Consider the following 26,906-nt stretch of genomic DNA (forward strand, 5'->3'; position numbering starts at 1 on the left):
TCGCTGAGCGATACGCTAGCCTGGTTTTGTGGCCGTCCAGGGCCGCACATTGAGGTCGTGACAGAATCCAGCCGGCTCGCCGCCACGAGCGAGTCAGACATCGCCGCCGCGGCCGAGCGGCTCGCCGGGGCCTCGGCGTCCGGTGTGCCGTGTCCGCCCGTGCGCGACCTGATCGGCCGCGCCGACCTCGCCGCCGCGTACGCCGTACAGGCCGCGCTCACCGAGCGCCGGCTCGCTTCGGGCGCCCGGGCCGTCGGCCGCAAGATCGGCCTGACCTCGGAGGCCGTGCAGCGGCAGCTCGGCGTCGACCAGCCCGACCTGGGCGTCCTCTTCGCGGACATGGCGTACGCCGACGGCGACACGATCCCGATCGACCGGGTGCTCCAGCCGAGGGCCGAGGCGGAGATCGCCTTCGTGCTCCGCGCCGACCTCGCCGACGGCCCGCTCGACACCGCGCGGGTCCGGGACGCGATCGAGTACGGCGTCGCCGCGCTGGAGATCTGCGGCAGCCGGATCGCCGGATGGGACATCACCTTCGGTGACACCGTCGCCGACAACGCGTCCTCGGGCGCCTACGTGCTCGGCGCGGAGCGCCGCACGCTCGACGAGTTCGAGCCGATCGACGTCGCGATGTCGATGCGCGTCAACGGCGAGGAGGCCTCCACCGGGACCGGCGCGGCCTGCCTCGGCGACCCGATCGCGGCGGTCGTGTGGCTGGCCGGAACGGCCCGCGACCTGGGCGAGCCGCTGCGCGCGGGCCAGGTCATCCTCTCCGGCGCGCTCGGCCCGATGCGTCCGGTGGCCGCCGGCGACACCGTCACCGCCACCCTGTCCGGGCTGGGCACGGTGAGCGTCCGTTTCAGCGAGGCGGCGGGAGCGGCGTCATGACCAGGACCAAAGTCGCGATCATCGGCTCGGGCAACATCGGCACGGACCTGATGATCAAGGTGCTGCGCGGGGCGCGGCACCTCCAGATGGGCGCCATGGTGGGCATCGACCCGGCGTCGGACGGCCTCGCCCGCGCCGCCCGCATGGGCGTCCAGACCACGCACGAGGGCGTGGACGGGCTGATCGCGCTGCCGGACTTCGACGAGATCGAGATCGTCTTCGACGCGACCTCCGCCAAGGCCCACGAGGCGAACGCCGCGAAGCTGACCCCGCTCGGCAAGCGGCTGATCGACCTGACCCCGGCCGCGATCGGGCCCTACGTCGTCCCCGCCGTCAATCTCGACGAGCACCTCGACGCGCCCAACCTCAACATGGTCACCTGCGGCGGCCAGGCCACGATCCCGATCGTCGCCGCCGTCAGCCGGGTCGCGCCGGTCGGGTACGCCGAGATCGTCGCGTCGATCGCGTCGAAGTCGGCCGGGCCGGGCACGCGCGCCAACATCGACGAGTTCACCGAGACCACCTCGGCCGCCATCGAGAAGGTGGGCGGGGCGCGCCGAGGCAAGGCGATCATCATCCTCAACCCGGCCGAGCCGCCGCTGATCATGCGGGACACGGTCTACTGCCTCGTCTCGGCGCCGGACGCCGCCGTCCAGGACGAGATCCGGCGGTCGGTCGAGAAGATGGTCGCCGACGTGGCGGCCTACGTGCCCGGCTACCGGCTCAAGCAGCAGGTGCAGATCACCGAGATCCCCGCCGACCAGCCGGTGGAGACGCTTCTCACCGAGGAAGGCGGGGCCGTCCGGCCCACGCACCAGGTGTCGGTCTTCCTTGAGGTCGAGGGCGCCGCGCACTACCTCCCGGCCTACGCCGGAAACCTCGACATCATGACCTCCGCCGCCATGCGCGTCGCGGAGCTCATCGCAGCGGGAAGGGCGGGCTGATGGGCACCCCGATCTTCGTTCAGGACGTCACCCTGCGGGACGGCATGCACGCCGTCCGGCACCGGATCACCCCTGAGGACGTCCGACGCATCGTCGTCGCGCTCGACCGGGCCGGCGTCGACGCGATCGAGGTCGCGCACGGCGACGGCCTGGCCGGAGGGTCGCTCAACTACGGCCCCGGCTCGCACCTGGACTGGGAGTGGATCGAGGCCGCGGCCTCGGTGCTGAAGAACGCCCGGCTCACCACGCTGCTGCTGCCGGGCGTCGGCACCATCCACGAGCTGAAGCGCGCCTACGACCTCGGCGTCCGCTCCGTCCGGGTGGCCACGCACTGCACCGAGGCCGACATCTCGGCGCAGCACATCGCCGCGGCGCGCGAGCTCGGCATGGACGTGTCCGGCTTCCTGATGCTCTCCCACATGGCCCCGCCCGAGAAGCTGGCCGAGCAGGCCAAGCTGATGGAGTCGTACGGCGCGCACTGCGTCTACGTCACCGACTCCGGAGGCCGCCTGACGATGAACGACATGGCCGCGCGGGTCCGCGCCTACCGTGACGTGCTCGACGCCGGGACCGAGATCGGCGTCCACGCCCACGAGAACCTCTCGCTGTCGGTGGCCAACTCGGTCGTCGCGGTCGAGAACGGCGTGCGCCGGGTGGACGCGTCGCTGGCCGGTCACGGCGCGGGGGCGGGCAACTGCCCGCTGGAGGCGTTCATCGCGGTCGCGGACCTGTCCGGGTTCGAGCACGGCTGCGACCTGTTCCTGTTGCAGGACGCCGCCGACGACCTGGTCCGGCCGCTGCAGGACCGTCCGGTGCGCGTCGACCGGGAGACCCTGACCCTGGGGTACGCCGGTGTGTACTCGTCGTTCCTGCGCCACGCGGAGGCGGCGGCGGCGCGGTACGGCGTGGACGTGCGCGACATCCTCATGGAGTGCGGGCACCGTCGTCTCGTGGGCGGTCAGGAGGACATGATCGTCGATATCGCGCTCACGATCGCCGCCGGGCGCGAGGCGCGGCCCATCTGATCGCCGGCCGGCTCAGCGGCCCGCCTGATCGCGGCCCGGCTCAGCGGCCGGCGATCAACGCCTCGCCCATCGTCGCCATGGCGTCGGTGAGCTCGGACATGAACTCCGCCATCGGTTTGCCGTCCGCCGATTGCAGCGAGACGAACGCGCCGTCGAATCCGGCCATGCCGAAGTGCGCGAGGGCGTCGGCGACCCGGTTCGCGGCGTCCTCGCCCTCGCTCAGGAACGACGAGCGGATCATGTGCCGCATGTAGTCGCGCCCCTCGTCGCGGACCGCGCTCACCGTCCGCTGCGCCTCCGGCGCCTCGGCGGCCTCGTGGCTCATCACCAGCACGAGCAGCAGGCGCAGGAACTCCTCCCGGTGCACGAAGACCTCGCCGGTCCTCCGCAGGTACCACCCGAGCCGCTCGCGCGGGCCGTTGTGCTCCGGCGGCTCGCGGTGGGCGTCGCGCATGGCCTCGAAGAACCCCTGCGCGCCCTGGGCCATGACGGCCGAGAGCAGCCCGGCCTTGGACTCGAAGTGGTGGTAGAAGGCGCTCTTCGGCAGGCCGGTCTCCTTGACCAGGGTCGAGATCGACGTGCCGGCGTAGCCGCGTACGGACATCACCCGCGCGGCCGCGTCGAGGATTTCCTGCCGTGACCGGCGGCCTCGCCGGTTTCCCGCCCGCGCTTGCGACATTTCCACCTGCCGCAGTCTAGGGAGCCGACGGGACCGGCTTCACCTCAAGGTCACTCTCGGTGGGCCCTTGACATGACGCGGTGGCTCCTTGTTACCCTCACCACAATCGAACCGAACGTTCGGTCCAAAAGAGTCGCCAGGAGCCCGGCGACGAGACAACGGAGCCAGCGCATGACCGAGAGCCACGACGCGGACGTAGCGATCATCGGGTACGGCCCGACCGGCGTGATCGCCGCACTCACCCTCGCCAGGTACGGCGTGTCCGCCATCGCTCTCGAACGCGACGCGGACATCTACCCCCGGGCCCGCGCGGTCACCGTCAACGACTGGACGATGCGGATCTTCCAGGACCTCGGCATCGACGAGCGGATCGACAAGAGGATCGACCCCCAGCGGGCCCTGCGCTGGGTCACGTACGACGGCACGGAGATCATGCGGGTCGAGCATCCTCCCTCGACGCTGGGCCGCAAGCCGCGCTTCTACAACATCTACCAGCCGACCATGGAGGCCGAGCTGCGCGCCGCCGCGCAGGAGCAGGGCGACCGCATCGCCGTCCGCTACGGCTCCTAGGTGACCCGGGTCGACCAGGACGCCGACGGCGTCACCCTCACCGCGAAGGACACCGCCACCGGCGAGGTCAGCACCGTCCGCGCCCGCTACGCGATCGGCGCCGACGGCGGCAGCAGCTCCACCCGGGCCGCCGTGGACTGCAGCCTGCTGGGCGACACCAACGACGTCACCTGGATCGTCATCGACTGCAAGGTCAAGCGCTGGTGGCCGGACCGCGACTTCCTCACCTTCTGGTCCGACAAGGAGCGCCCGGTCGTCGACATCGCGCTCTCCGCAGGCAACCACCGGTGGGAGATCCCGCTCAAGCCCGACGAGACCCCCGCGAACTACCCGACCAGCGCCGAGGTGTGGCCGCTGCTCAAGGCGCTCGGCGTCACCGAGCGGGACGTCGACATCCACCAGCACGCCTTCTACCGCCATCACGTCCGGATGGCCGACACCTGGCGCCGCGGACGCGTGTTCCTCGCCGGTGACGCGGCCCACCTGATGCCGCCGTGGGCGGGCGCCGGGATGCAGACCGGCATGCGCGACGCACACAACCTGGGCTGGAAGCTCGCCCGCGTGATCACCGGCGAACTGCCGGAGAGCTGGCTGGACACCTACGAGGCGGAGCGGCGCCCCAACGCCGCCTTCTACACGGGCCTGGCCGTCCAGCTCGGGCGCGTCATCAAACAGGAGCTGTCCGAGGAGGAGCAGGCCGCGATGAACGCGGTGCCGCAGGACACGGTCACGCCGTTCGAGCCGCCGCTCATCGCCCCGCCGGTGCTCGAAGGCGGATGGATCAGGGGCCCGCTGGGCGACGCCAGCATCGTCGGCCGCATGATCCCGCAGCCGATCGCCGGTGACACCGTCGGCCGGATGGGGCGCCTGGACGACCTGCTCGGCTCGGGCTTCGTGCTGCTCGGCGCCGACGTCGATCCGGCGGCCCTGCTGACCGAGCAGGAGAAGTCGGCCTGGGACGCGCTGGGCGCCCGCTATGTCGCGGTGCGGCCGAAAACGGCCTACACGCAGGGACCGGACGAACTAGTCGATCTCGACGACGTCATCCTGCCGTGGCTGAGCCGGTACGGCGTGCGCGCCGTCGCGCTCCGCCCCGACAAGTTCGTCGCGGCGGCCGACGTCAGCGGGCTCGCCGTACCCGCCTGAGAGCCCCGCCCGAGAGCCCCCCTGAGAACGAGGAGAGGAAAGAATGTCGCACGTCAAGGAACTGGGTTACGTCGTCTACGAGGTCAGCGGCCTCTCCGACTGGGAGCACTTCGGGGTCGAACTGCTCGGCATGCGGATCGGCGAGCGGACCGGCGACGGTTTCACCCTGCGCACCGACGAGAAGGCCCACCGCTGGATCGTCACCGGCGGCCCCGCCGACGACCTGGTGGCCACCGGCTACGAGGTGGCGGACGACGCCGCGCTGGACGCGCTGGCCGAGAAGGTGCGAGCCGCCGGGATCGAGATCACCGAGGGCGGCGCCGCCCTCGCCGCCGCCCGCAAGGTGGACCGGATCTTGGTCACCGCCGACCCGATGGGCAACCGGATCGAGCTGGTCACCGGCCTGGCCGACGCGGCCACGCCGTTCGAGTCGGCCAAGCTGCTCGGCGAGTTCGTGACCGGCGCGGGCGGCGCGGGCCACCAGGTCCTGCTGGCGCACGGCGTCTCGCGGGAGACCTACCTGGCCTTCTACATCGACCTGCTCGGCTTCAAGGTCAGCGACATCATCATCGAGGAGCTCGCCCCCGGCGTGGTCGCCGACCTGATCTTCCTGCACTGCAACGGCCGGCACCACACGGTGGCCTTCGGCGACCTGCCGTCGCCGAAGAGCACCCACCACTTCATGGTCGAGGTGACCGACATCCGCGACGTCGGCATGGCCTACGACCGGTGCCTGGACGCCAAGCAGCCGTTCGAGATGACGCTCGGCATGCACCCGAACGACAACATGTTCAGCTTCTACGTCCGCACCCCCTCCGGCTTCAGCGTCGAGTACGGCTGGGGCGGGCTGATCATCGACGACGAGACCTGGGAGGTCAAGACGCTCGACCGGCTGAACAACTGGGGTCACCGTCCCCCAGAGGTCGTCGCCGGGCTCTACACCGCCGCACTCGCGCCGGAGGACGCCCGATGACCCTCGCCCCGGACGACATCGCGCGCACCGTCCAGACCGAGGACTGGAAGCTGCGCTACTACGAGGCGGGCGCCGGTCACCCGCTCGTCCTGCTGCACGGCAGCGGGCCGGGCGCCACCGGGTGGAGCAACTTCGCCGGCAACATCGAGGCGCTGGCCGAGCGGTTCCACGTGTACGCGATCGACATGCCCGGCTGGGGGGAGTCCGACCCGGCGACGGTCGACCGCCTCGACCACGTGGCAGCGGTGATCCAGTTCCTGGACGCCGTCGGCGTCGAGAAGGCCGCGTTCGTCGGCAACTCGATGGGCGGCCAGACCTCGCTGCGGCTGGCCACCGAGCACCCTGACCGGATCTCGCACCTGGTCACCATGGGCCCGCCCGTCGGCCGGTTCCCGACCCTCTTCGGCGCGGGCGACGGCCCGTCCGAGGGCCTGAAGGTGCTCATCCAGGCGTACCGGGACCCGAGCCCGGAGAACATGCGCCGGCTCGTCGAGATCATGGTCTACGACAAGCCCCGCTTCGCCACCCCGGAACTGTGCCAGGCCCGGTCCGACGCGGCGCTGGCCCGTCCGGAACACCTGCGCAACTACGTCGAGGGGCTGCCGAAGGGCGCGCCGCTGCCGAAGTGGGTCAGGCCCGAGCTGCTGCCGTCCATCCAGGTGCCGACCCTGTTGATCCACGGCCGGGACGACCGCGTGGTCTCCTACGAGACCTCGCTGTACCTGCTGGCGAACATCCCCGACAGCCGCCTGGTGGTGCTCAACCACTGCGGCCACTGGGCGATGATCGAGCACGCCGACGAGTTCAACCGGCTGGTCACCGACTTCGTCGCCAACAACTGACCCGCGGCCCTCAGCGGAAGCCGGTCAGCACGATCTTGCCCCTGACGTGGCCGGATCGGCTGAGCCGGAACGCCTCGGCCGTCCCGCGCCCGTGACGACGATACCCTGGGCGGGTTCCCGGACGCCGTAGTGCCGGATGGCGGCGGCGAGTTCGCGTTTCATGAGACCGGGGACGCCGCGCCGCACCGACGGCACAGCATGCTCCTGGTGCCACGGGACACCCCCGGCGTCCGCGTCACCTGGGGCATGCACGTATTCGGCTACACCGACGCCGCCCACGGCGGCCACGCCGAGATCACCTTCGAGAACGCGCGGGTGCCCGCCGGCCACCTGCCGGCCGAAGAGGGCGGCGGGTTCGCGGCGGCGCAGGCACGTCTCGGGCCCGGCCGCATCCACCACTGCATGCGCCTCATCGGCATGGCCGAACGCGCCCTGGAGCCGATGTGCCGCCGCGCCGGGGCACGGACGGCCTTCGGCGGCACCCTGGCCGGTCAGGGGGTCGTCCAGACGTGGATCGGGCTCTCCCAGGACCAGCCCCTGGCCGCGCTGTGGGCGCACGCGCGCACGCTCCGCCTGGCCGACGGCCCCGACGAGGTGCATCTGCGCTCGCTGGCCCGCCGCGAACTGCGCCGCCACGGGGTCGGCCTCACCTGACGCCCGGCCGGGGGACTTGACATATACCCCCCTTGGGTATTTATTAGCCCTTGCCTGCACACCCCCCGGGGGTACAGGCAAGATCCAAAAATACCCTACATGGGTATGGTATGAGCCTTGGAGTTCGTGATGTCCGCACCATCCACCCGGCGTTGGTCCGCCCTGGCCCTGATCGCCGCCGCCCAGTTCATCGTCATCATGGACACGTCGATCATCGGCGTGGCCCTCCCCCGCATCCAGCAGGACCTGGGCTTCTCCCAGGAGAACCTGTCCTGGGTCTTCAACGCCTACGTCGTCGCCTTCGGCGGCCTCCTGCTGCTGGGCGGCCGGCTCTCGGACCTGTTCGGCGCCCGCCGCCTCTTCAGCACCGGGTGGGTGATCCTCCTCGCCGGCTCACTCCTCGCCGGCATCGCGCCCGAGGTGTGGGTCGAACTGACCGGCCGCGCCGTCCAGGGCGTGGGGGCCGCGCTGATCGCGCCGTCCGCGCTCACCCTGCTGATGATGCTGTTCGGCGGCAACCCAAGGGAACTGACCAAGGCCCTCGCCCTGTACGGCGCGGCCGCGCCCGCCGGCGGCACCGCCGGCGTCTTCCTCGGCGGCCTCATCACCGAATACCTGAGCTGGCCCTGGGTCTTCTACATCAACATTCCCATCGCGGTCATCGCGCTCCTGGCCACCGGCCCGCTGATGCCGGCCGCCCCCGCCCGGCGCGGCTCCATCGACGTCCTGGGCACGCTCACCGTCACCCTCGGCATCGGCGCCGCCGTCTACGCCATCGTCCGCGCACCCGAGGCGGGCTGGGGCTCCGCCGAGACGCTGATCACCCTCGCCGCCGCCCTGGTGCTGCTGGCCGGGTTCGTCGCCATCCAGGCCCGCCGCCGCGAGCCGCTGATGCGCCTGTCCATCTTCCGCACCCCGAATCTCTCCGCCGCCAACCTGACCCAGCTCCTGCTGGGCGGCGCCTGGATTCCGATGTGGTTCTTCCTCAACCTCTACCTGCAGCAGGTCCTCGGCTACAGCGCCTTCCCCAGCGGCGCCGCGCTGCTTCCGATGACCGGCCTCATCATGCTCGGCATGATCGTCCTGGCGCCCCGGTTCATCAACCGGTTCGGCCCCAAGGCGACCACGGTCACCGGTCTGCTCCTGCTCACCGCGGGGATGACCTGGCTGTCGTTCATCAGCCCCGACGGCAGCTTCGCCGTCGACGTCCTGCCCGCCAGCCTGGTGGCCGCGCTCGGCATGTCTCTGGCCTTCATCCCCTCCCTCGGCACCGCCATCTCCTCCGCCCGCCCCGAGGAGGGCGGTCTGGCCTCCGGCATCGTCAACACCAGCTACCAGGTCGGCTCCGCCCTCGGCCTGGCCGCCATGACCGCCATCGCCGCCGCCAACGGCGCCGGCCGGCTCGGCGACCTGCCCGCGCTGACCGACGGCTTCTCCGCCGCGTTCATCGGAGCCGCCGCCGTCGCCCTGCTCGGCACCCTGATCGCCGCGGCGACCCTGCGCACCCCCGCCGCCGCTCCCGCCGACGAAGTCGCCGCCTCCCGCGGCTGACCCCGATGCGGGCCTCATGTCCGGCCGGCACCGACCACCACAGGAAACACGGCTCGGGCAGGCTCTCCGATCACGAGGATCGGGAGCCTGCCCGAGTCGTCAGGCTGAGCCCGAGTCGTCACCCTGGGCTCACCGGGCCAGGTCGTCCCACTCCTGGAGGAGGTGGGTCGTGGCCGCCGCGGGGGCCGTGAACGACCAGCGGCCCGGCGGCAGGTTCAGGGCGCAGCCGCCGTCGGGGAGCCTGGTGGTCGGCAGTTGCTCGCCGAGGCCCATGAGGAAGGTGCCGTTGACGGTCATGCCGTCCCACGCGCCGCGCACGGGCAGCACCGCACGGGCGGTCACGCCGTCCGGGACGGCGAACGTGAACTGGACCCCGCCGGGATCGGCCCGCCAGCCGGACTCGACCGTGCCCGACGCGCTCTCGTAGCGGGCGTGCGCCTGGCGCAGCAGCGGAACCGGGCCGGGGCGCAGCAGCAGTTCACCGAAGCCGCCGCCCGTCCCGCGCGGGTCGTCGCCCAGGCCCGCCACGTGCCGGAACAGCCAGTCGCCCACGCAGCCGTAGGCGTAGTGGTTGAAGGAGTTCATGGCCGGTGTCTGCAGGCCGTGCCGATGGTGCCAGGCGTCCCAGCGCTCCCACATGGTCGTCGCCCCGGCGCGGAGCTGGTAGCGCCAGGACGGATAGCCCTCCTGGTTGAAGATCCGGCACGCCAGGTCGTGGTGGCCGGTCTCCGACAGCACGGGCAGCAGCAGCGGGGTGCCGACGAAGCCCGTCATGAGCCGGTGGCCGTCGGCGCGGACCAGCTCGGCCAGCGCCTGCGCCGACGCGGCCCGGTCCTCGGGCGGGACCAGGTCCCAGGCGAGGGCGACGGCGTAGCCCGTCTGCGTCTCGGTGTGCAGTCTCGGCCCGCTGAGGAAGACCCGCTGGAAGGCGCCGGACACGCGGGTGAACGCCTCGCCGTACTCCGGCGCGTGCGGCTCGCCGAGCACGTCGGCCGTGTGCGCGACCAGGCGGAGGGTGCGGGCGAGGGCGGCGGTGGCGATCAGGCTCTTGGGCGTCTCGACCGTGCCGGGGCCCAGCCAGTCGCCCAGGGCCCTGCCCGGTCTGATGCCGCCCTCGGCCTGGGCCAGGCAATAGTCGGCCCACCGCCGCATCGGGTCGTACGCGCGGCGCAGCGTGCGGTCGTCGCCGTAGCGCCGCCACAGCAGCCACGGCACCTCGGCCAGCGCGTCGGACCACACGGGAGAGTCGTATCCGTACTCGGGCAGGACCGGCGCGACATGCGGGACCGCGCCGTCGGCCCGCTGCCCGTCGATCAGAGTCGTCACCCAGCCGGACAGGAACGCCTGCGTGTGCCGCAGGAAGCTGAGCGTCGAGCCGAAGACCGAGATGTCGGCGGTCCAGCCGGTCCGCTCGTCGCGCTGCGGGCAGTCGGTCGGCACGCTCACCAGGTTGCCGTCCGCCGACGCGCCGATGTTGGCGACGAGTTGCCGCACGGCGGGATCGCTCACGGTCAGCCGGCCGGTGACGGCGAGCGCGGAGGACAGCAGCACCGCCTCCAGGTCGTCCGGCGTCAGCGCGCCCGGCCAGCCGGTGACCTCCGCGTAGCGGAACCCGTGCAGGGTGAACGCGGGCTCCACGATGTGCGAGCCGGGGCCGAGGACGAACTCGTCACGCTGGTCGGCGGTGCGCAGGTTCTCGGTGTACAGCCGCCCGGTCGCGGTCAGCTCCTCGCCGTGCCGCACCGTGATCCGTACGGGGGCCGGAGCTTCGACGCGCAGCCGCACGCGCCCGACGACGTTCCGCCCGAAGTCGGCCACCTGGACGCCCGGCGCGGGTTCGGTCACGGACACGGCGGGCACCGTGCCGATCACCCGCACCGGCGGGGCGGGGTCGGCCTCCACCAGGATCTCCGGGACGGCCGTCGTCATCGCGGGCCCGGCCTGCCCTGAAGGGGCCTGGACTGTCTCGCCCATCACCAGGTCGGCGCGCGGGCGGCCGAGATCCCGCCGGGTCCAGGCCGGGTCCGTGGCGAACACGCGGCGAACCCCCTCTTCGTCCCGCACGAGCACCTGGGCGCTGGCGGTGGGACGGTCGCCGTAGCGGCGCGGGCCCCCGCCGGCGACATGACCCGCGTACCAGCCGGGAGCGAGCCACAGCTCCAGTTCGTTCTCGCCGGGCACGAGCGACTCCGTGAGCTCCACCAGCCGATAGCGCGCCCGGTGGCCGTAGTCGGTCCAGCCCGGGGCCAGTTCCTCCTCGCCCAGCCGCACCTCGTTCAGCAGCGCCCGGTAGACGCCCAGCGCGGTGACGGCCAGCCAGGCACGCCCGGAGGCGGGCCGCCACGTGAACGCCCCGCGCAGGCTCACCGCCGCCCGGGGGTCGCCCGCCAGCCAGGGGGCGTCCCACCGGCCGTCCGCCCGCAGGCCCGTGGTGAACGCGCCGGTCGCGTACCCCGCCACGCTCCAGGTGTACGGCGTCAGCGGCGCCAGCACCTCATCGGGCACGTCCACGCCGTGGGATCCGGCGGCCACGGACGACCGCCACACTTCGCCCCCGTCCGAGGACACCACCACGGTGGCCTCCCCGGACAGCCGGGCGTCCCACGCCAGCCGGGGCGACGGCTCGTCCACGCCCACCGGATCCGCCAGACCGCACGTCAGGCCCGCCCGCGAACCGGGCGGAACCGGACGGATGACCGGCGCCTGCGCGCCAGAGACCTGCACTCCGAGCACCCCCGAATCCCGGTTCACGCATCGAGCCCGGTGGTGAAGGCGTTGTGCAGGCCGTCGATGTCGACGCCGGACACATGCGGCGCCAGCACGTTGATCAGCAGCACGAAGCACGCGTCCTGCTCCGGGTACATCCACCACTGGCACCCCGAGGCGCCGCCGTGCCCGTACAGCCGCCGTTCGAGCAGCCCGGGGGCAGAGTGGCGCAGGTTCCAGGTGAGGCCCCAGTCCTGCCCGGCGTTGACCGGGTCGGGCTGCAGCTTGACCAGGCCCGTGGTCTGCGGGGTCGTCATGGCGGCCAGGGTGGTCGGGTGGATCAGCTCGCGGTCGCCGCGCAGCAGCGCCCCGCCCAGCGCCAGGAGGTCCTCGGCGCGGGAGAACAGCGCCCCGGCCGGGTGGCGGAGCCGTACGAACTTGTCGAAGTCGAAGCCGGGCCCGAGCAGGTCGAGGCCGTGGACCTCGGCCGCGTCGCACGCCGGGTCGAACGTGATGCGCCCGCCGCCCGGTACCAGCGCGTTCAGGTACGAGTCGAGCACGTCGGCCACGTCGCGCCCCGTGGCGTCGCGGACCATCTCCGCGATCCCGGCGAAGGCCAGGTTGGAGTAGTGGCTGAGGGTGCCCGCCTCGAACAGCGACGGCGCGGTGACGAGGTGCTCCACCAGGTCGTCGGGCGTGAGCGTCTGCTCGGCGATGCCGCCGGTGTGGGTGAGCAGGTGCCAGAGCGTCACGTCGGGCCTTGGGAAGTCCGGCAGCACGTCCCGCAGCGGACGGCGCAGCGACAGCAGCCCGCGCTCGACCTGGCGCAGGGCGGCCAGTCCCAGCAGCGGCTTGGTCACCGAGAACAGCGCGAAGTGGTCATCGACCCTGGTCTCCCGGCCGTCGTGCTCACCGAACGCCTCCAGCACCTGGATCCCGCCGGAGGTGGCGGCGCCGAACACCGCGCACGGCAGCCGCCCCTCCTTGATCTCGCGCCTGACCCAGTCGAGCGCGATTTCGTGAGTGGTCATCCCTTGAGTGCACCTTCCGTAAGGCCGGCCAGGACGCGCTTCTGCGCGACGACGTACACCGCCACCAGGGGCAGCGTGGTGAGCAGGACGTGGGCGAAGACGAGGTTCCAGTTCAGGCTCTGCAGGGTGCCGGAGGCGAACTGGAACAGGCTCAGCGGGAGCGTGGCGTTCGCGCTGCCCTGGAGCAGGAAGAGGGCGAAGAAGAAGTCGTTCCAGACGTTGATGATCAGGATCACGCCGCCGACGAACAGCACCGGCCGCAGCAGCGGCAGCAGGATGCGGACGAAGACCTGCGGGCGGGATGCGCCGTCGATGGAGGCGGCGTCCTCCAGGTCGCGGGGGAACGCTCGGACGAATCCGGTCGCCAGGAAGATCACGATGCCCAGCCGGCAGCCGGTCATGGTCAGCACGTAGCCGAGCGAGCCGCCGTCCAGCGACAGGGCGCGCAGCAGGTAGACGGTCGGGATGATCGACGGCGGCAGCAGGATCGACAGCCCCATCACGAAGTATGCCGCCTGCAGCCACCGCGACCGGCCGCGCCCGAACGCCCACGCCGCCGCCGCGCCGAGGAGCACCACGCCCACCACGATCGGCACGGTCACCTTGAGGCTGTTGAGCAGCCCCGCCAGGTATCCGCCCCGATCGAGCACGATGCCGTAGTTCTCGGCGATCGCCCACGTCCTGGGCAGGCCGAGACCCAGCTCGGCGGCCTCGCCCGCGGGCTTGAAGGAGTTGACGACCACGAGCCAGACGGGCACGAGCACCCACGGGATCGCGAAGAGCACCAGCGCCGTGTACTTGATCGCCGCTCTCATCCCGTCACCTCCCTGCGCCGCAGCCACCACACGAGGGGCACGGCGGTCGCGATCACCAGCAGCGTCACGGTGAACCCCAGCGCGCTGGCGGAGCCGAAGAAGCCCTGGCCCCACTGCTGGCGCATCACCACGTTCAGGGCCCGCGTGTGGTCGCCGGGCCCGCCGCCGGTGGTGGCGGCGATCACGTCGTACGCGCTGAGCGCGCCCACCAGCGTGACCGCCACGTTGAAGGTCAGCGCCGGGGCGAGCATCGGGAACACCACCCGCCGGAACCGGGTCCACGGCCCGGCCCCGTCGACGGTCGCCGATTCCAGCAGCGACTTCGGGATGGAGTTGAGGCCCGCGATGTAGACGAGGGTGATCAACCCGCTCCACTTCCACGCGTCGATGAACGCGACCACCACCAGCGCGGTGGACGGCTCACCCAGCCAGGCCCACTCGATGCCGAGGAAGGAGTTGAAGGCTCCCTCGGGGGCCAGCAGCCCGCGCCAGATGTATCCGGCGGCCAGCGGCGAGATGAGCGTCGGCAGGAAGAACGCGGAGCGGAAGACGGTGTTGATCCGGCTGGTCCGCTGGAGGGCCAGGGCGAGAGAGAGGCTGACCGTGTTCTGGATGGCCATGCACAGGATCGCGTACAGCACGGTCACGGTGACCGCGTTGGCCAGCAGGTCCTGGTCGATCAGCGTGCGGACGTTGTCCAGCCCGTTCCAGGTGATCTCGGCTCGGAAGCTTGTCCACGAGGAGAACGCGAACCGGACGTTGAGCAGGAACGGGGCGACGAAGAAGACCGTGACCAGCACGATCGCCGGCAGGGCCCACGGCAGCCAGGCCGCCCTGTTCCGCATCACCATCCGGGCAGCCCTGCCGCCTTGGCCGCCTGCTCGACCTGGCCCTGCAACTGGGTCGCCGCCTTCTGCGGGTCCTTCTGCCCGGCGATCAGCTCGGACATGAGCTGGGCCAGCCCGCCCATGCCCGGGATGTCGGAGTTGAAGGCGATGACCGCGCCGGCGTCGTACGCCTTCTTGACGTCCTGCAGCACGGACGAGACGCCCTGCGGGTCGGGCACGTCCTTGAGCACGGGGAAGGTCTTGGAAGCGGCGATGTACTCGGCGTAGGCCGGGCCGGTCATGAAGCGCACGAAGTCGAGCGACGCCTTCTCCCTGGCCGGGTCACCGGTCTTGGGCAGGTAGAACGTGCCGATCGGGCCGGGCGCGTAGGTCGCCAGCGGCTTGTCGCTCGACAGGCCGACGAAGCCGACGGACTCGTCCACGGTCTTCTGGTCGCCGCCCGCGGCGGCGAGGAGGGCCGGGAGCATGTCGGAGTGCTGGGCGACCATGGCGGCCTTGCCGGTCACGAGGGCCTTCATGGAGTCCTCGAACTTGGCGGTCACGATGTCCTTGTTGAAGCAGCCGTCGGCCTGCAGCTTGGCGTAGGCGGTCAGCCCGGCGACGAAGGGCGAGCCCGGGTCGGCCAGCGTGCCGGTGTGGCCCGCGATGGCCTTGCCGTACGCGTTGGCCTGGTTGGCGTCCGCCAGGTAGAGGATGGGCAGGATCTGCACCGGCCAGATCGACCCGCCAGACTCGAAGACCGGCGTGACCCCGGCGGCCTTGAGCTTGGGGCAGGCTTCGCTGAGCTCGGCGAAGCTCGTGGGCGGGAGCAGCCCGGCCTCGGTGAAGACCTTCTTGTTGTAGTAGAGGCCGAAGACCTGGGGGAAGCCGGTGATCGCGGCGTAGACCTTGCCGTTGACGGACCCGGCGCTCTGGTAGAGGTCGCCGGACCTGGCGATGTACGCCTCGCCGGTCAGGTCGCGGAGGTTCTCGGCCGGGTTGAGCGCGAGCAGGCCGCTCGCCGTCGCGTGGTACTCCAGGATGTCCGGACGTTCGCCGGTGGCCCACTTGGTCTGGGTGGTGTCCTCGAACCCGTCGGACGGGATCGACACGAGCTCGATCTTGTGACCGGACTGCTTCTCGAACTTCTTGTACATCTCCAGCAGCGGCGCAGGGTCCGCGCTGTTGTGCCAGAGGGTCAGCTTCACCTGATCGGGTTCCTCCGGGGCGGAGGAAGTGCAGGCGGAGAGGGACAGGGCGAGGACGGCGCCGATCGCCGCGCCGAGCGTACGGGATGGTGCTTTCACGCCCGTGCTCCTGTTCGTGTCGGGGAGTATCGTGTAGAACGTTCTCCATTGTTAGGGGACAATGGAATCGCTCGTCAAGAGCTAGACGGAGGATCGGTTACGAGCTAGCCTCCCTCATCAGCAACGTGTGTAGTTCGTTCTACAAAGGCTCCGGGAAGGATGGCGTGTGTCGAGCGGACGGGTGACGATCGCCGATGTGGCCCGGCGAGCCGGGGTGTCCACGGCCGCCGTGTCCAAGGTGGTACGCGGGGCCTACGGCGTTAGCGCGGAGATGCAGTCCAAGGTAACGCAGGCCATCGACGAGCTGGGATACCGCCCGCACGCCGCGGCCCGTGCCCTGCGCGGACGCACGTACACCCTCGGCGTCATGCTCTCCGACACCCGCAACCCGTTCTTCCCGGACATCATCGAGGGGGTCACCGACCGGCTGGGCGACACCGAGTACCAGGTGCTGCTCGGACCCGGCGGAATCGAGCCCAAGACGCAGGCCAGGATGACCGACGCCATGATCGACCGGAGCATGGACGGGCTCATCCTGATCTCGCCGGTCATGACGGACGCCGAACTCGCCGCCATCGCCAAGGCCATCCCGGTCGTCGTGGTGGGCAGGCACGGCGGCGCCGCGGCCTACGACGCGGTCGTCGACGACGACGTGATGGGGGCGCGGCTCGTGGTCGACCACCTGGTCGGGCTCGGGCACACCCGGATCGCGCACATCACCCACCTGGAGCGGGCCCGCGCCCAGGGACTGCCGCACACGGTGCGCGCCGAGGGCTACCGCCAGGCGATGCGCGCCCACGAACTCGCCGACGACGTGCTGGCCACCTCCTTCACCGAAGAGGGCGGCCACTCCGGCGCGCGGGAACTGCTCGCGCGCGACGACCGGCCCACCGCGATCTTCGCCGGGGCCGACATCGCGGCGCTCGGCGTGCTGCGCGCCGCCGACGAGGCGGGCCTGTCGGTGCCCGAGGATCTCTCCGTCGCCGGGTACGACAACATCGGCATCGCCTCGCTCAAGCGCATCTCACTCACGAGCGTCGACCAGGACGGGCACGTGATCGGGGCGACCGCCGCGCAACTGCTCGTCGAACGCATCGAGGGACGCTCGCGCTCGGTGACCTCGTCGGTGTCGCCCACGCTGATCGTCCGCGGAACCACAGGACCGCCTCGCCGCTGAGGACGGCCGACCGGAGGTTGTGACATGCAGTCCTATTCGAGCGCGGTGGCCCCGGCCCCGCTACTGGGCGACACCATCGGCGACGACTTCGAGCGCACGGTACGGCGTTTCGGCGACCGCGAGGCGCTCGTGGACGTGCCCTCCGGTCGCCGCTGGACCTACGCCGAGCTGGACGCCGACGTGAACCGGCTGGCCCTCGCGCTGCTCGCCACCGGCATCGCCAAGGGCGACCGGATCGGCATCTGGGCGCCCAACCGCGCCGAATGGGTGATCATCCAGTACGCCACCGCGAAGATCGGCGCGATCCTGGTCAACATCAACCCCGCCTACCGCGCCCACGAGCTCGACTACGTCGTCCGGCAGTCCGGACTGCGCCTGCTGATCGGCGCGCTCTCGCACAAGGGCGGCGACTACCGCGCGATGGTCGAGGAGATCGGGTTCGCCGACGTCGTCTACCTCGACGACCCCGGCTGGGACCGGCTGCTGTCGCTGAGCGTCCCCGAGGAGCGGCTGCGCGAGCGCATGGCGTCGCTGACCGCCGACGACGCGATCAACATACAGTACACCTCCGGCACGACCGGCTTCCCCAAGGGCGCCACGCTCTCGCACCACAACATCCTCAACAACGGGTTCTTCGTCGGCGAGCTGCTCCACTACGACGAGCACGACCGGGTGTGCCTGCCGGTGCCCTTCTATCACTGCTTCGGCATGGTGATGGGCAACCTCGGCGCCACCTCCCACGGCGCGTGCGTGGTCATCCCCGCGCCCGGTTTCGACGCCGAGGCGACGCTGCGGGCCGTGCAGCTGGAACGATGCACCTCCCTGTACGGCGTGCCGACCATGTTCATCGCCGAGCTCGCCCTCGCCGGCCGGTACGACCTGTCCAGCCTGCGCACCGGCATCATGGCGGGCTCGCCCTGCCCCGTCGAGGTGATGAAGCGCGTCGTCGGCGAGATGAACATGGCCGAGGTCGCCATCTGCTACGGCATGACCGAGACCTCGCCCGTCTCCACCATGACCAGGTCCGACGACGGCCTTGCGCGCCGCACCGAGACCGTCGGGCGGGTGATGCCGCACGTCGAAGTCAAGATCACGCACCCGGAGACCGGGCTGACCGTGCCGCACGGCGAACCCGGCGAGCTGTGCACGCGCGGCTACTCGGTGATGCTCGGCTACTGGAACGAGCCTGAGCGCACGGCGGAGGTCATCGACGCCGCCCGCTGGATGCACACCGGCGACCTGGCCGTCATGGACGCGGACGGCTACGTCAACGTGGTCGGCCGGATCAAGGACATGGTCATCAGGGGCGGCGAGAACGTCTACCCGCGCGAGATCGAGGAGTTCCTCTACCGCCACCCCGACGTCGCCGACGTACAGGTGATCGGCGTGCCCGACGAGCGGTACGGCGAGGAGCTCATGGCCTGGATCGTCATCCGCCAGGGCGGCACGCCCCTGACCGCCGAGGCCGTCAGGGAGTTCTGCGCGGGCAGGCTCGCGCACTACAAGATCCCGCGCTACGTCCACGTCGTCGACGGGTTCCCGATGACGGTCACCGGCAAGATCCGCAAGGTCGAGATGCGCGAGGAGAGCGTGCGCCTGCTCGGGCTCGACCGATGAGCCGGTCCCGAGGCCCCAGGCGACAGCAACCGCCGCACAGAAGGAAGCGATCGTGAGCACGCTCTCCCCCGAGATCCTGGCCGAGCTGGAACGGCAGGCCATCGAGCTGCCGAGCTGGGCGTTCGGCAACTCGGGCACCCGTTTCAAGGTGTTCTCGACGCCGGGAACGCCGCGCGACCCGTACGAGAAGATCGCCGATGCCGCGCAGGTGCACGCGCACACGGCCCTCGCCCCGACCGTCGCCCTGCACATCCCATGGGACAGGGTCGACTCCTACGACGACTTGCGCAGGCACGCGGAGGGCCTCGGCGTCGCCCTCGGCACGATCAACTCGAACACCTTCCAGGACGACGACTACCGGCTCGGCGCCCTCACCCACGAGGATCCCCGGATCCGGCGGAAGGCGATCGACCACCACATCGAGTGCATCGACGTCATGCACGCCACCGGCAGCCGCGACCTGAAGATCTGGCTCGCCGAAGGCTCGAACTACCCGGGCCAGGCCGACCTGCGCGGCCGTCAGGATCGCCTGCACGAGTCGCTGAAGACCATCTACGACCGGCTCGGCGAGGGACAGCGCCTCGTACTTGAGTACAAGCTCTTCGAGCCGGCGTTCTACCACACCGACGTGCCCGACTGGGGCACGAGTTACGTCCAGGTCGCCGCGCTCGGCGAGCAGGCCATGGTCTGCCTCGACACCGGGCACCACGCGCCAGGCACCAACATCGAGTTCATCGTGATGCAGTTGCTGCGCCTGGGCAGGCTCGGGTCCTTCGACTTCAACTCGCGCTTCTACGCCGACGACGACCTCATCGTCGGCGCGGCCGACCCGTTCCAGTTGTTCCGCATCCTCTTCGAGGTCGTCCGCGGCGGCGGCCTCAACCACCCCGACATCGCGTTCATGCTCGACCAGTGCCACAACGTCGAGGACAAGATCCCCGGCCAGATCCGCTCGGTGCTCAACGTGCAGGAGATGACCGCGCGCGCCCTGCTCGTGGACCGCGCGGCCCTCGCCGCCGCCCAGCGCGGCGGCGACGTGCTGGAGGCGAACCGCGTCCTGATGGACGCGTTCCACACCGACGTGCGCCCGGCCCTCGCGGAGTGGCGCGAGTCGCGGGGCCTGCCCGCCGACCCGATGACGGCCTTCGCCCGGTCGGGCCACCTCGAAAGGACCGCCGGGGAGCGCGTCGGCGGCACACAGGCCGGCTGGGGCGCGTGACCCCATAGAAAGGATCCCGCTCATGACGAACCAGGCAGTCGCCGACCTCATCGCGCGGTCGAACCGCCTCGGCTCCGACCCGAAGAACACGAACTACGCCGGCGGCAACACGTCGGCGAAGGGCGCCGGGACCGACCCGGTGACCGGCGAGCCCGTCGAACTGCTCTGGGTGAAGGGCTCGGGCGGTGACCTGGGCACGCTCACCGAGGCCGGGCTCGCGGTGCTGCGCCTCGACCGGCTCCGCGACCTCGTGCGGGTGTACCCGGGCGTCGAACGCGACGACGAGATGGTCGCCGCGTTCGACCACTGCCTGTTCGGGCTGGGCGGGCCGGACGGCGGGCGCGGCGCCGCGCCGTCCATCGACACGGCCATGCACGGCCTCGTCGACGCCGCGCACGTCGACCACCTGCACCCGGATTCGGGCATCGCCATCGCCACCGCCGCCGACGGCGAGGACCTCACGAAGAGGATCTTCGGGGACCGGGTCGTGTGGGTGCCGTGGCGCCGCCCGGGCTTCCGGCTCGGCCTCGACATCGCCGAGATCAAGGCGAACAGCCCGCGCGCGGTCGGCTGCGTCCTCGGCGGCCACGGCATCACCGCGTGGGGCGACACCGCCGAGGAGAGCGAGCGGAACTCGCTCTGGATCATCGACACCGCCGCGGCGTACCTCGCCGAGCACGGCGACCCTGAGCCGTTCGGCGCGGTCGTGCCGGGCTACGAGCCGTTGCCCGAGGCAGAGCGGCGCGCGCGGGCCGCCGCGCTCGCGCCGGCGATCCGCGGGCTCGCGTCGCACGACAAGCCGCAGGTCGGCCACTTCACCGACGTCGAGGCGGTGCTCGACTTCCTCTCCCGCGAGAAGCTGCGCCCGCTCGCGGCGCTCGGCACGAGCTGCCCCGACCACTTCCTGCGCACGAAGGTGAAGCCGCTGGTGCTCGACCTGCCGGCGTCGGCGACCGTCGAGGAGGGCATCGCGCGCCTGAAGGAGCTGCACGAGCGGTACCGCGCCGACTATCGGGCGTACTACGACGCCTACGCGACCGAGGACTCCCCGGCGATCCGCGGCGCCGACCCGGCGATCGTGCTCGTGCCCGGCGTCGGCATGTTCTCGTTCGGCAAGGACAAGCGGACCGCGCGCGTGGCCGGCGAGTTCTACGTGAACGCGATCAACGTGATGCGCGGCGCCGAGGCGGTCTCGACCTATGCCCCCATCTCCGACGAGGAGAAGTTCCGCATCGAGTACTGGGCGCTTGAGGAGGCCAAACTGCGACGCATGCCGAAGCCCGGGACGCACGCGACGCGCGTCGCGCTCGTCACCGGCGCGGCCTCCGGCATCGGAAAGGCCGTCGCCACCCGGCTCGCGGCCGAGGGCGCCTGCGTGGTCGTCGCCGACCTCGACCTTGAGAAGGCGCGGGCGGTGGCGGCCGGACTCGGCGGCGCCGATGTCGCGATCGGCGTACGGGCGAACGTTACCGACGCCGCGCAGGTGCGGGCCGCGATCGACGAGGCGGTGCTCGCCTTCGGTGGCCTGGACCTCGTGGTGAACAACGCCGGTCTCTCGCTCTCCAAGCCGCTCCTTTCGACCACCGAGGCCGACTGGGACCTCCAGCACGACGTCATGGCCAAGGGCTCGTTCCTCGTGTCGAAGGCCGCGGCGCGGGTGCTCGTCGAGCAGGGCCTCGGCGGCGACATCGTCTACATCTCGTCGAAGAACTCGGTGTTCGCCGGGCCGAACAACATCGCCTACTCGGCGGCGAAGGCCGACCAGGCACACCAGGTGCGCCTGCTCGCGGCCGAACTCGGCGAGCACGGTGTCAGGGTCAACGGGGTCAACCCCGACGGCGTCGTGCGCGGCTCGGGAATCTTCGCCTCGGGCTGGGGCGCCGACCGGGCGAAGACCTACGGCATCGCCGAGGAGGACCTCGGCGCGTTCTACGCGGGGCGGACGATCCTGAAGCGCGAGGTGCTGCCCGAGCACGTCGCGAACGCGGTGTACGTGCTCACCGGCCCCGAGCTGCGCCACACCACCGGCCTGCACGTCCCCGTCGACGCGGGGGTCGCCGCCGCGTTCCTGCGATGACCGCCGGGGCGTTCGCCGCCGTCGACCTCGGGGCCACGAGCGGCCGGGTCGTCGTCGGGCACGTCGACCAGGCGGCAGGCACGCTCGGGCTCGACCACGTCGCGCGGTTCCCGAACGAGCCCGTGCGCCTGGCGTCCGGCCTGCACTGGGACCTCACGGTGCTGTACCGCGACCTCACGCGCGGGCTCGCGGACGCCTTCCGCCGCGAGCCCCGCGTCGCGTCGGTCGGCGTGGACTCCTGGGCCGTCGACTACGCGCTGCTGCGCGGCGACCGCGTCCTCGGAGAGCCGTTCCACTACCGCGACGAACGCAACGGGGCCGCGGCCGGGGCGGTGCACGCGCGGGTGCCGTTCGAGGAGCTGTACCGCCGCAACGGCCTGCAGTTCCTGCCGTTCAACACCGTGTACCAGCTCGCGGCCGAGCGGGCGGACGGACACCTCGGGCTCGCCGACTCGCTCCTGCTCATCCCCGACCTGATCGGCTTCCGGCTCACCGGCGCGAAGGCCGCCGAACGCACCAACGCCTCGACGACCGGCCTGCTGAACATCGAGACGGGCGAGTGGGACCGCGAGCTCGCCGACCGGCTCGGGCTCAGGGCGTCGCTGCTGCCCCGCCTCGTCTCGCCGGGGGACCCGCTCGGCGGCCTGCGGCCGGGAGTCGCCGCCGAACTCGGCGCGCCCGCCGGGACGCGGGTCGTGGCCGTCGGCTCGCACGACACCGCCTCGGCGGTCGCCGCCGTGCCGATGCGCCCCGAGTCCGCGGCCTACATCTCCTGCGGCACCTGGGGCCTGGTCGGCGTCGAACTCGAACGGCCGGTGACCACGGACGCCGCGCGCGAGGCGAACTTCACGAACGAGGGCGGTGTGGACGGCCGGGTGCGGTTCCTGCGCAACGTCATGGGGCTCTGGCTGCTGTCGGAGTCGGTGCGCTGGTGGGAGCGCGACGGCTCGACGATCGAGCTGCCCCGGCTTCTCGCGCAGGCGGAGGCGGTCACGACCGCGATGCCCGTGTTCGATGTGAACGACCCACGCTTTCTCGCCCCGGGCGACGTGCCGGGACGCATCGCCGAGTGGTGCGCCGAGCACGGCGTCGCCGCGCCCCGGAGCCGCGCGGAGTTCGCCCGCTCGATCGTCGAGAGCCTGGCCGAGGCGTTCGCGGGAGCCGTGCGCACGGCCTCGGCCCTCTCTGGCGTCGCCGTCGAGACCATCCACCTCGTGGGCGGCGGTGCGCTCAACACGCTGCTCTGCCGACGCACGGCCCACCGCTCGGGCCTCCCGGTGCTCGCGGGCCCCGTGGAGGCCACGGCGATCGGCAACGTCCTCGTCCAGGCCCGCGCCGCGGGCGTCGCCGAAGGCGGCCTTGAGGCACTCCGCTCACTCGTCGCCCGCGCGTTCACCCCGGCACGCCACGACCCGGCCGGCCCGGGACGTCTCCGGACGGCTCCGCCTTGAGGCGGTCGGCGATGTCGGCCCTGAGGGCCTTCTTGTCGATCTTCCCGACCTTGGTCCAGGCGAGTTCGTCGACGACGACGAGCCGTTCGGGGAGCTTGAAGCGGGCGACCTCCGCGCTCTCCATCCGCGCGCGGATCTCCTCCAGCGTCACGGTGGCCCCGGCCCGGGGCACGACGTACAGGCACACGCGTTCCCCGAGCACGGGATCCGGCATGGCCACGGCGGCGACCTGGTTCACGGAGGGAAGCCGGTAGACGAGGTTCTCGACCTCCTCGGCGGAGATCTTCTCGCCGCCCCTGTTGATCATGTCCTTGTCGCGGCCGGCCACCACCAGGTTGCCCTCGGGCGTGCGCAGGCAGATGTCGCCCGTGCGGAACCAGCCGTCGCCGGTGAAGGAGCGGGCGTTGTGCTCCGCCGCCCGGTAGTACCCGCGAGGGGTGTACGGGCCGCGGGTGAGCAGGAATCCGGGCTGTCCGTCCGGTACGTCCTGGTCCTGCTCGTCCACGATCCTGATCTCGTCGGACGGGCAGATGGGACGGCCCTGGGTGGTGCAGACCGTCTCCAGAGGGTCGTCCAGGCGGGTGAAGTTCAGCAGGCCCTCCGCCATGCCGAACACCTGCTGCGGCGTCGCCCCGAGCACCGGCCGCACCTTGCGGGCCAGCTCGTCCGCGAGGCGGGCGCCGCCGACCTGGAGCACCCGCAGGCTCGCGACCTGGTCGGCGCCGTGCTGGACGGCGTGGTCCAGCCAGCGGCCGGCGACCGCGGGCACCACCGCCGTGTGCGTGACGCCTTCGGCCGCGATCGTGGCGAAGGCCCGTACCGGCTCGGGTGAGGGCAGCATGACCACCCGCCCACCGGCGAGCAGCACGCCCAGGATCCCCGGGCAGGCGAGCGGGAAGTTGTGCCCGGCGGGCAGGCTGACCAGGTAAACCGACTCGGATGTGATCCCGGCGACCTCGGCACTGGCTCTGGCGTTGTAGGCGTAGTCGTCGTGCGTGCGGGCGATCAGCTTGGGCAGGCCCGTCGTACCGCCGGACAGCAGGAAGACGGCCACGTCCCGGGAAGACGGCGGCGGCGCGTCGAACCCGGCCTGATCGGTGGGAGGGCCGCACAGGGCCCGCAGGTCGATGCTCCCGGGTTCGACGTCGTCCCCGGCGACCAGCACCCGCCATCCGGCCCCGGTGGCGGCGCGTACATCGGCCGCGAGCTCGTGGGCGAGCCGCTGGTGGTCGAAGTCCCTGCTCCGGTCGGGGACGGCGATCGCCACCGCCTCGGCGTGCACGGCCAGATAGGTGAGCTCGGACCGGCGATGGGCGGGCAGCGCCATCACCGGCACGACGCCCGTGCGCAGGCACGCCAGGAGCAGGACGACGAACTCCCACGTGTTGCCGAGCTGCATCACGATCCGGTCGCCCGGGGCGATGCCCAGGTCACGCAGGCGCATGGCGGCGGCGTCGGCGCGGCCGGCCAGCTCGCCGTGCGTGAGGCGGAACCCCGTCCCGTCGATCAGCGCCGGGGCGGTGGGATCGCGGTCGGCGACCTCCCGCAGCAGGGTGCCGATCGCCGCCCCGGCCCAGTAACCCCGCTCGGTGAACCGGGCGACGTCGGCGTCGGGCCAGGGCACGGTGTGCTCACTGATCGGGGTGGGCATCGTCGGCCTTCCTGGTGAGGATGACGGCGTCAAGCGCGACCAGACCTCGCGGCGTGAGCCGTAGCGGATTGACCTCGATCTCCGTCTTGTGCAGGACGTCGGCGTCCAGCAGCTTCACGGCCACCGCCGCCCCGATGGCGTCGAACGCGGCGTGAGCCCCGACGACCGCGATGCCCCGTGGCGCGAACAGCGGGCCGAGGTCGCTCATGCGAGCACCCCGACCAGGTCCGCGCGGCCGGACAGCACCGTGGTCAGCGCCCGGTCCCGGTCGAGCTCCGGTTCGATCAGCAGCGCGGGACGTCCCGTGCGCATTCGTGCCTCCTCGCACAGCCGGGTGCGGGTCAGGGCCGTGCCGCCGTGCACGGCGACCAGCGCCGCGCCCGTGGCGATGGGCGGGTGAGGCAGGTCGGCCTCGGTGTCCGGCGCCTCCAGCAGCGCGCCCCACGCGCCGGGCAGCGGAACCGCGGACAGCGGCAGATCGGTCGTTCCCCGGACGGCGGCGGGGGCGCCGTCCGGGCCGGGCACGACGTCGAGCAGCCGTCCGGGCGCCGACCAGCCCTCCGATTCGAAGCGCGTCTCCAGGGGGGCGGCCCCGTGCAGGCCCCGCCAACGGCGGTGGGCCCACTCGACGAAGTCCGGCGCACGCCTGGCCAGCCGCGCGTCCGAGATGCTGCGCGACAGGAAGTGGTAGGCGAACTGCCACGGTTCGAGGGCGTCGTAGTAGCGGCCGAAACTCTCCCACCAGGCGAGGCTGGGCCGCGCCGAGTCCTGGATGTGCCGGACCGGCGGCTGGGCCGCCCGCTCGTAGCCCGCGAGGGCGGCCCCGAGATCGCCCGGGTGCGCGGCCAGCGCCCGCGCGAGCGCGACGGCGTCCTCCATGGCCATCTTGGTGCCCGAGCCCACCGAGAAGTGCGCGGTGTGCACGGCGTCACCGAGCAGCGCGACGGGCCTCGGGGCCGGCGTGTGCCAGTGGCGGGTGCGGCGCGTGCGGAAGCTGCCCCATCGGGAGTTGTTGGTGAGCAGCCGCCCGCCCTCGATCTGCTCGGCGAACAGCTCCTCCAGGTACGCCTTGGAGCGCGTGTCGCTGACCCCGGCCGGTTGACCCTCGTCGAACGCGTCGAGACCGGCGCGCCGCCAGGACGCCTCGTCGGTCTCCACGATGAAGGTCGACATGGTGTCGGAGATCGGATACCCGTGCACCGCGAAGACGCCGTCGGGGCCTCGTTCGTGGACGAAGGTGAGCCCGTCGAAGAGATGGTCGGTGCCGAACCAGATGAACTTGGCCGCGGCGGTCTCCACCTCCGAGCCGAGACCGGGGCCGAGCGCTTCGCGGATCTTCGAGGAGGCCCCGTCCGCGGCCACCACGAGGTCGTAGCCCGCCAGGTCGTCGAGCGTCACCTCGGTGGAGAACCGGAGGTCCGCCCCAAGCGAGCGGGCCCGCTCCTGCAGGAGCAGGAGCAGGGTGCGCCGGACGATCGCGGCCATGCCGTTGCCGCCGCACCTGATCCTCTCGCCCTTCAGCCGGAGCTCGATGTGGTCCCAGTGCCTGCCGTGCTCGGTCAGCGCGCCGCGCAGCACGGGGTCCGCCTCGTGGATCGCCGCGAGGGTCCGGTCGGAGAAGACCACCCCGAAGCCGAAGGTGTCGTCGGCGCGGTTGCGCTCGAAGACGGTCACCTCCGACGACGGGTCCGCCTGCCGGATCAGCGCGGCGAAGAACAACCCGCCGGGCCCGCCGCCGGCCACCGCGATGCGCACG

20 protein-coding genes and 2 pseudogenes are annotated in these 26,906 nt (G+C 71.7%); 13 read left to right on the forward strand and 9 right to left on the reverse strand.

Annotated features, from left to right (window positions below):
- Window positions 1-57 precede the first annotated feature (57 nt).
- From P3X83_RS18395 to dmpG, 3 genes are read left to right on the forward strand one after another with little or no spacing between them, the layout of a single operon-like run.
- The gene (locus tag P3X83_RS18395) at window positions 58-888 is read left to right on the forward strand and encodes a fumarylacetoacetate hydrolase family protein (RefSeq protein ID WP_277306341.1); all 831 of its coding nucleotides are present in this window, start codon (window positions 58-60) and stop codon (window positions 886-888) included.
- Window positions 885-1,832 (forward strand): acetaldehyde dehydrogenase (acetylating), encoded by a 948-nt coding sequence (locus P3X83_RS18400; RefSeq protein WP_277306342.1) that lies wholly within the window; start codon window positions 885-887, stop codon window positions 1,830-1,832. The genes P3X83_RS18395 and P3X83_RS18400 overlap by 4 nt, the downstream gene beginning before the upstream one ends.
- A complete protein-coding gene (dmpG, locus tag P3X83_RS18405) occupies window positions 1,832-2,857 on the forward strand; it encodes a 4-hydroxy-2-oxovalerate aldolase (protein ID WP_277306343.1) in 1,026 nt (341 codons plus the stop codon). Before P3X83_RS18400 ends, dmpG begins: the two co-directional genes overlap by 1 nt.
- A gap of 40 nt (window positions 2,858-2,897) precedes the next feature.
- Here dmpG and P3X83_RS18410 read toward each other — a convergent pair whose 3' ends face one another.
- Window positions 2,898-3,536, reverse strand: coding sequence for a TetR/AcrR family transcriptional regulator (locus tag P3X83_RS18410; protein ID WP_277306406.1), 639 nt, complete (start codon window positions 3,534-3,536; stop codon window positions 2,898-2,900).
- Window positions 3,537-3,707: 171 nt separating this feature from the next.
- Here P3X83_RS18410 and P3X83_RS18415 point away from each other — a divergent pair.
- The 5 genes and pseudogenes from P3X83_RS18415 to P3X83_RS18435 all read left to right on the forward strand — a co-directional run bounded on the left by P3X83_RS18415 (window position 3,708) and on the right by P3X83_RS18435 (window position 9,272).
- A pseudogene (locus P3X83_RS18415) lies at window positions 3,708-5,252 on the forward strand (bifunctional 3-(3-hydroxy-phenyl)propionate/3-hydroxycinnamic acid hydroxylase).
- A 43-nt stretch (window positions 5,253-5,295) separates the two neighbouring features.
- Window positions 5,296-6,225, forward strand: coding sequence for a VOC family protein (locus tag P3X83_RS18420; protein ID WP_277306344.1), 930 nt, complete (start codon window positions 5,296-5,298; stop codon window positions 6,223-6,225).
- The gene (locus P3X83_RS18425; RefSeq protein ID WP_277306345.1) at window positions 6,222-7,067 is read left to right on the forward strand and encodes an alpha/beta hydrolase; all 846 of its coding nucleotides are present in this window, start codon (window positions 6,222-6,224) and stop codon (window positions 7,065-7,067) included. The genes P3X83_RS18420 and P3X83_RS18425 overlap by 4 nt, the downstream gene beginning before the upstream one ends.
- Window positions 7,068-7,229: 162 nt before the next feature.
- Window positions 7,230-7,721, forward strand: a pseudogene (locus P3X83_RS18430) (acyl-CoA dehydrogenase family protein); the annotation flags it as partial.
- Window positions 7,722-7,850: 129 nt separating this feature from the next.
- Window positions 7,851-9,272, forward strand: a complete 1,422-nt coding sequence (locus P3X83_RS18435; protein WP_277306346.1) for an MFS transporter — start codon at window positions 7,851-7,853, stop codon at window positions 9,270-9,272.
- A gap of 129 nt (window positions 9,273-9,401) precedes the next feature.
- Here P3X83_RS18435 and P3X83_RS18440 read toward each other — a convergent pair whose 3' ends face one another.
- Genes P3X83_RS18440 through P3X83_RS18460 form a run of 5 tightly spaced genes read right to left on the reverse strand, consistent with a single transcriptional unit; the run spans window position 9,402 to window position 15,958 of the window.
- The gene (locus P3X83_RS18440; protein WP_277306347.1) at window positions 9,402-12,023 is read right to left on the reverse strand and encodes an alpha-L-rhamnosidase; all 2,622 of its coding nucleotides are present in this window, start codon (window positions 12,021-12,023) and stop codon (window positions 9,402-9,404) included.
- A complete protein-coding gene (locus tag P3X83_RS18445; RefSeq protein WP_277306348.1) occupies window positions 12,020-13,009 on the reverse strand; it encodes a serine hydrolase domain-containing protein in 990 nt (329 codons plus the stop codon). The genes P3X83_RS18440 and P3X83_RS18445 overlap by 4 nt, the downstream gene beginning before the upstream one ends.
- Complete coding sequence (locus P3X83_RS18450; RefSeq protein WP_277306349.1) at window positions 13,006-13,824, reverse strand: carbohydrate ABC transporter permease; 819 nt, start codon at window positions 13,822-13,824, stop codon at window positions 13,006-13,008. The genes P3X83_RS18445 and P3X83_RS18450 overlap by 4 nt, the downstream gene beginning before the upstream one ends.
- Window positions 13,821-14,669 (reverse strand): sugar ABC transporter permease, encoded by an 849-nt coding sequence (locus P3X83_RS18455; RefSeq protein ID WP_277306350.1) that lies wholly within the window; start codon window positions 14,667-14,669, stop codon window positions 13,821-13,823. The genes P3X83_RS18450 and P3X83_RS18455 overlap by 4 nt, the downstream gene beginning before the upstream one ends.
- Window positions 14,669-15,958, reverse strand: coding sequence for an ABC transporter substrate-binding protein (locus tag P3X83_RS18460; RefSeq protein ID WP_277306351.1), 1,290 nt, complete (start codon window positions 15,956-15,958; stop codon window positions 14,669-14,671). The genes P3X83_RS18455 and P3X83_RS18460 overlap by 1 nt, the downstream gene beginning before the upstream one ends.
- Window positions 15,959-16,124: 166 nt before the next feature.
- Between P3X83_RS18460 and P3X83_RS18465 the strand changes: the two genes are divergently transcribed.
- Genes P3X83_RS18465 through P3X83_RS18485 form a run of 5 tightly spaced genes read left to right on the forward strand, consistent with a single transcriptional unit; the run spans window position 16,125 to window position 23,499 of the window.
- The gene (locus P3X83_RS18465) at window positions 16,125-17,135 is read left to right on the forward strand and encodes a LacI family DNA-binding transcriptional regulator (protein ID WP_277306352.1); all 1,011 of its coding nucleotides are present in this window, start codon (window positions 16,125-16,127) and stop codon (window positions 17,133-17,135) included.
- Window positions 17,136-17,159: 24 nt separating this feature from the next.
- Entirely contained in the window at window positions 17,160-18,752 is a 1,593-nt protein-coding gene (locus tag P3X83_RS18470; protein WP_277306353.1) for an AMP-binding protein, read from the forward strand.
- 52 nt (window positions 18,753-18,804) lie between these two features.
- Window positions 18,805-19,971 carry an L-rhamnose isomerase gene (rhaI, locus tag P3X83_RS18475; RefSeq protein ID WP_277306354.1) on the forward strand — a complete coding sequence of 389 codons (1,167 nt, stop codon included), beginning with the start codon at window positions 18,805-18,807 and terminating at the stop codon, window positions 19,969-19,971.
- Between the two features lie 22 nt (window positions 19,972-19,993).
- Window positions 19,994-22,048, forward strand: coding sequence for a bifunctional aldolase/short-chain dehydrogenase (locus tag P3X83_RS18480; RefSeq protein WP_277306355.1), 2,055 nt, complete (start codon window positions 19,994-19,996; stop codon window positions 22,046-22,048).
- The gene (locus tag P3X83_RS18485) at window positions 22,045-23,499 is read left to right on the forward strand and encodes a rhamnulokinase family protein (protein ID WP_277306356.1); all 1,455 of its coding nucleotides are present in this window, start codon (window positions 22,045-22,047) and stop codon (window positions 23,497-23,499) included. The genes P3X83_RS18480 and P3X83_RS18485 overlap by 4 nt, the downstream gene beginning before the upstream one ends.
- Here the strand turns inward: P3X83_RS18485 and P3X83_RS18490 are convergent.
- From P3X83_RS18490 to P3X83_RS18500, 3 genes are read right to left on the reverse strand one after another with little or no spacing between them, the layout of a single operon-like run.
- Entirely contained in the window at window positions 23,441-25,150 is a 1,710-nt protein-coding gene (locus P3X83_RS18490; protein WP_277306357.1) for an AMP-binding protein, read from the reverse strand. The two genes, P3X83_RS18485 and P3X83_RS18490, sit on opposite strands and share 59 nt — an antisense overlap.
- On the reverse strand, window positions 25,131-25,358 hold the full coding sequence (locus P3X83_RS18495; RefSeq protein ID WP_277306358.1) for a hypothetical protein: 228 nt from the start codon (window positions 25,356-25,358) through the stop codon (window positions 25,131-25,133). Before P3X83_RS18495 ends, P3X83_RS18490 begins: the two co-directional genes overlap by 20 nt.
- Window positions 25,355-26,905, reverse strand: coding sequence for an FAD-dependent monooxygenase (locus P3X83_RS18500; RefSeq protein WP_277306359.1), 1,551 nt, complete (start codon window positions 26,903-26,905; stop codon window positions 25,355-25,357). Before P3X83_RS18500 ends, P3X83_RS18495 begins: the two co-directional genes overlap by 4 nt.
- Between the last annotated feature and the right edge of the window lies 1 nt (window position 26,906).

It is taken from the genome of Spongiactinospora sp. TRM90649 (assembly GCF_029382225.1).
Classification (GTDB): domain Bacteria; phylum Actinomycetota; class Actinomycetes; order Streptosporangiales; family Streptosporangiaceae; genus Spongiactinospora.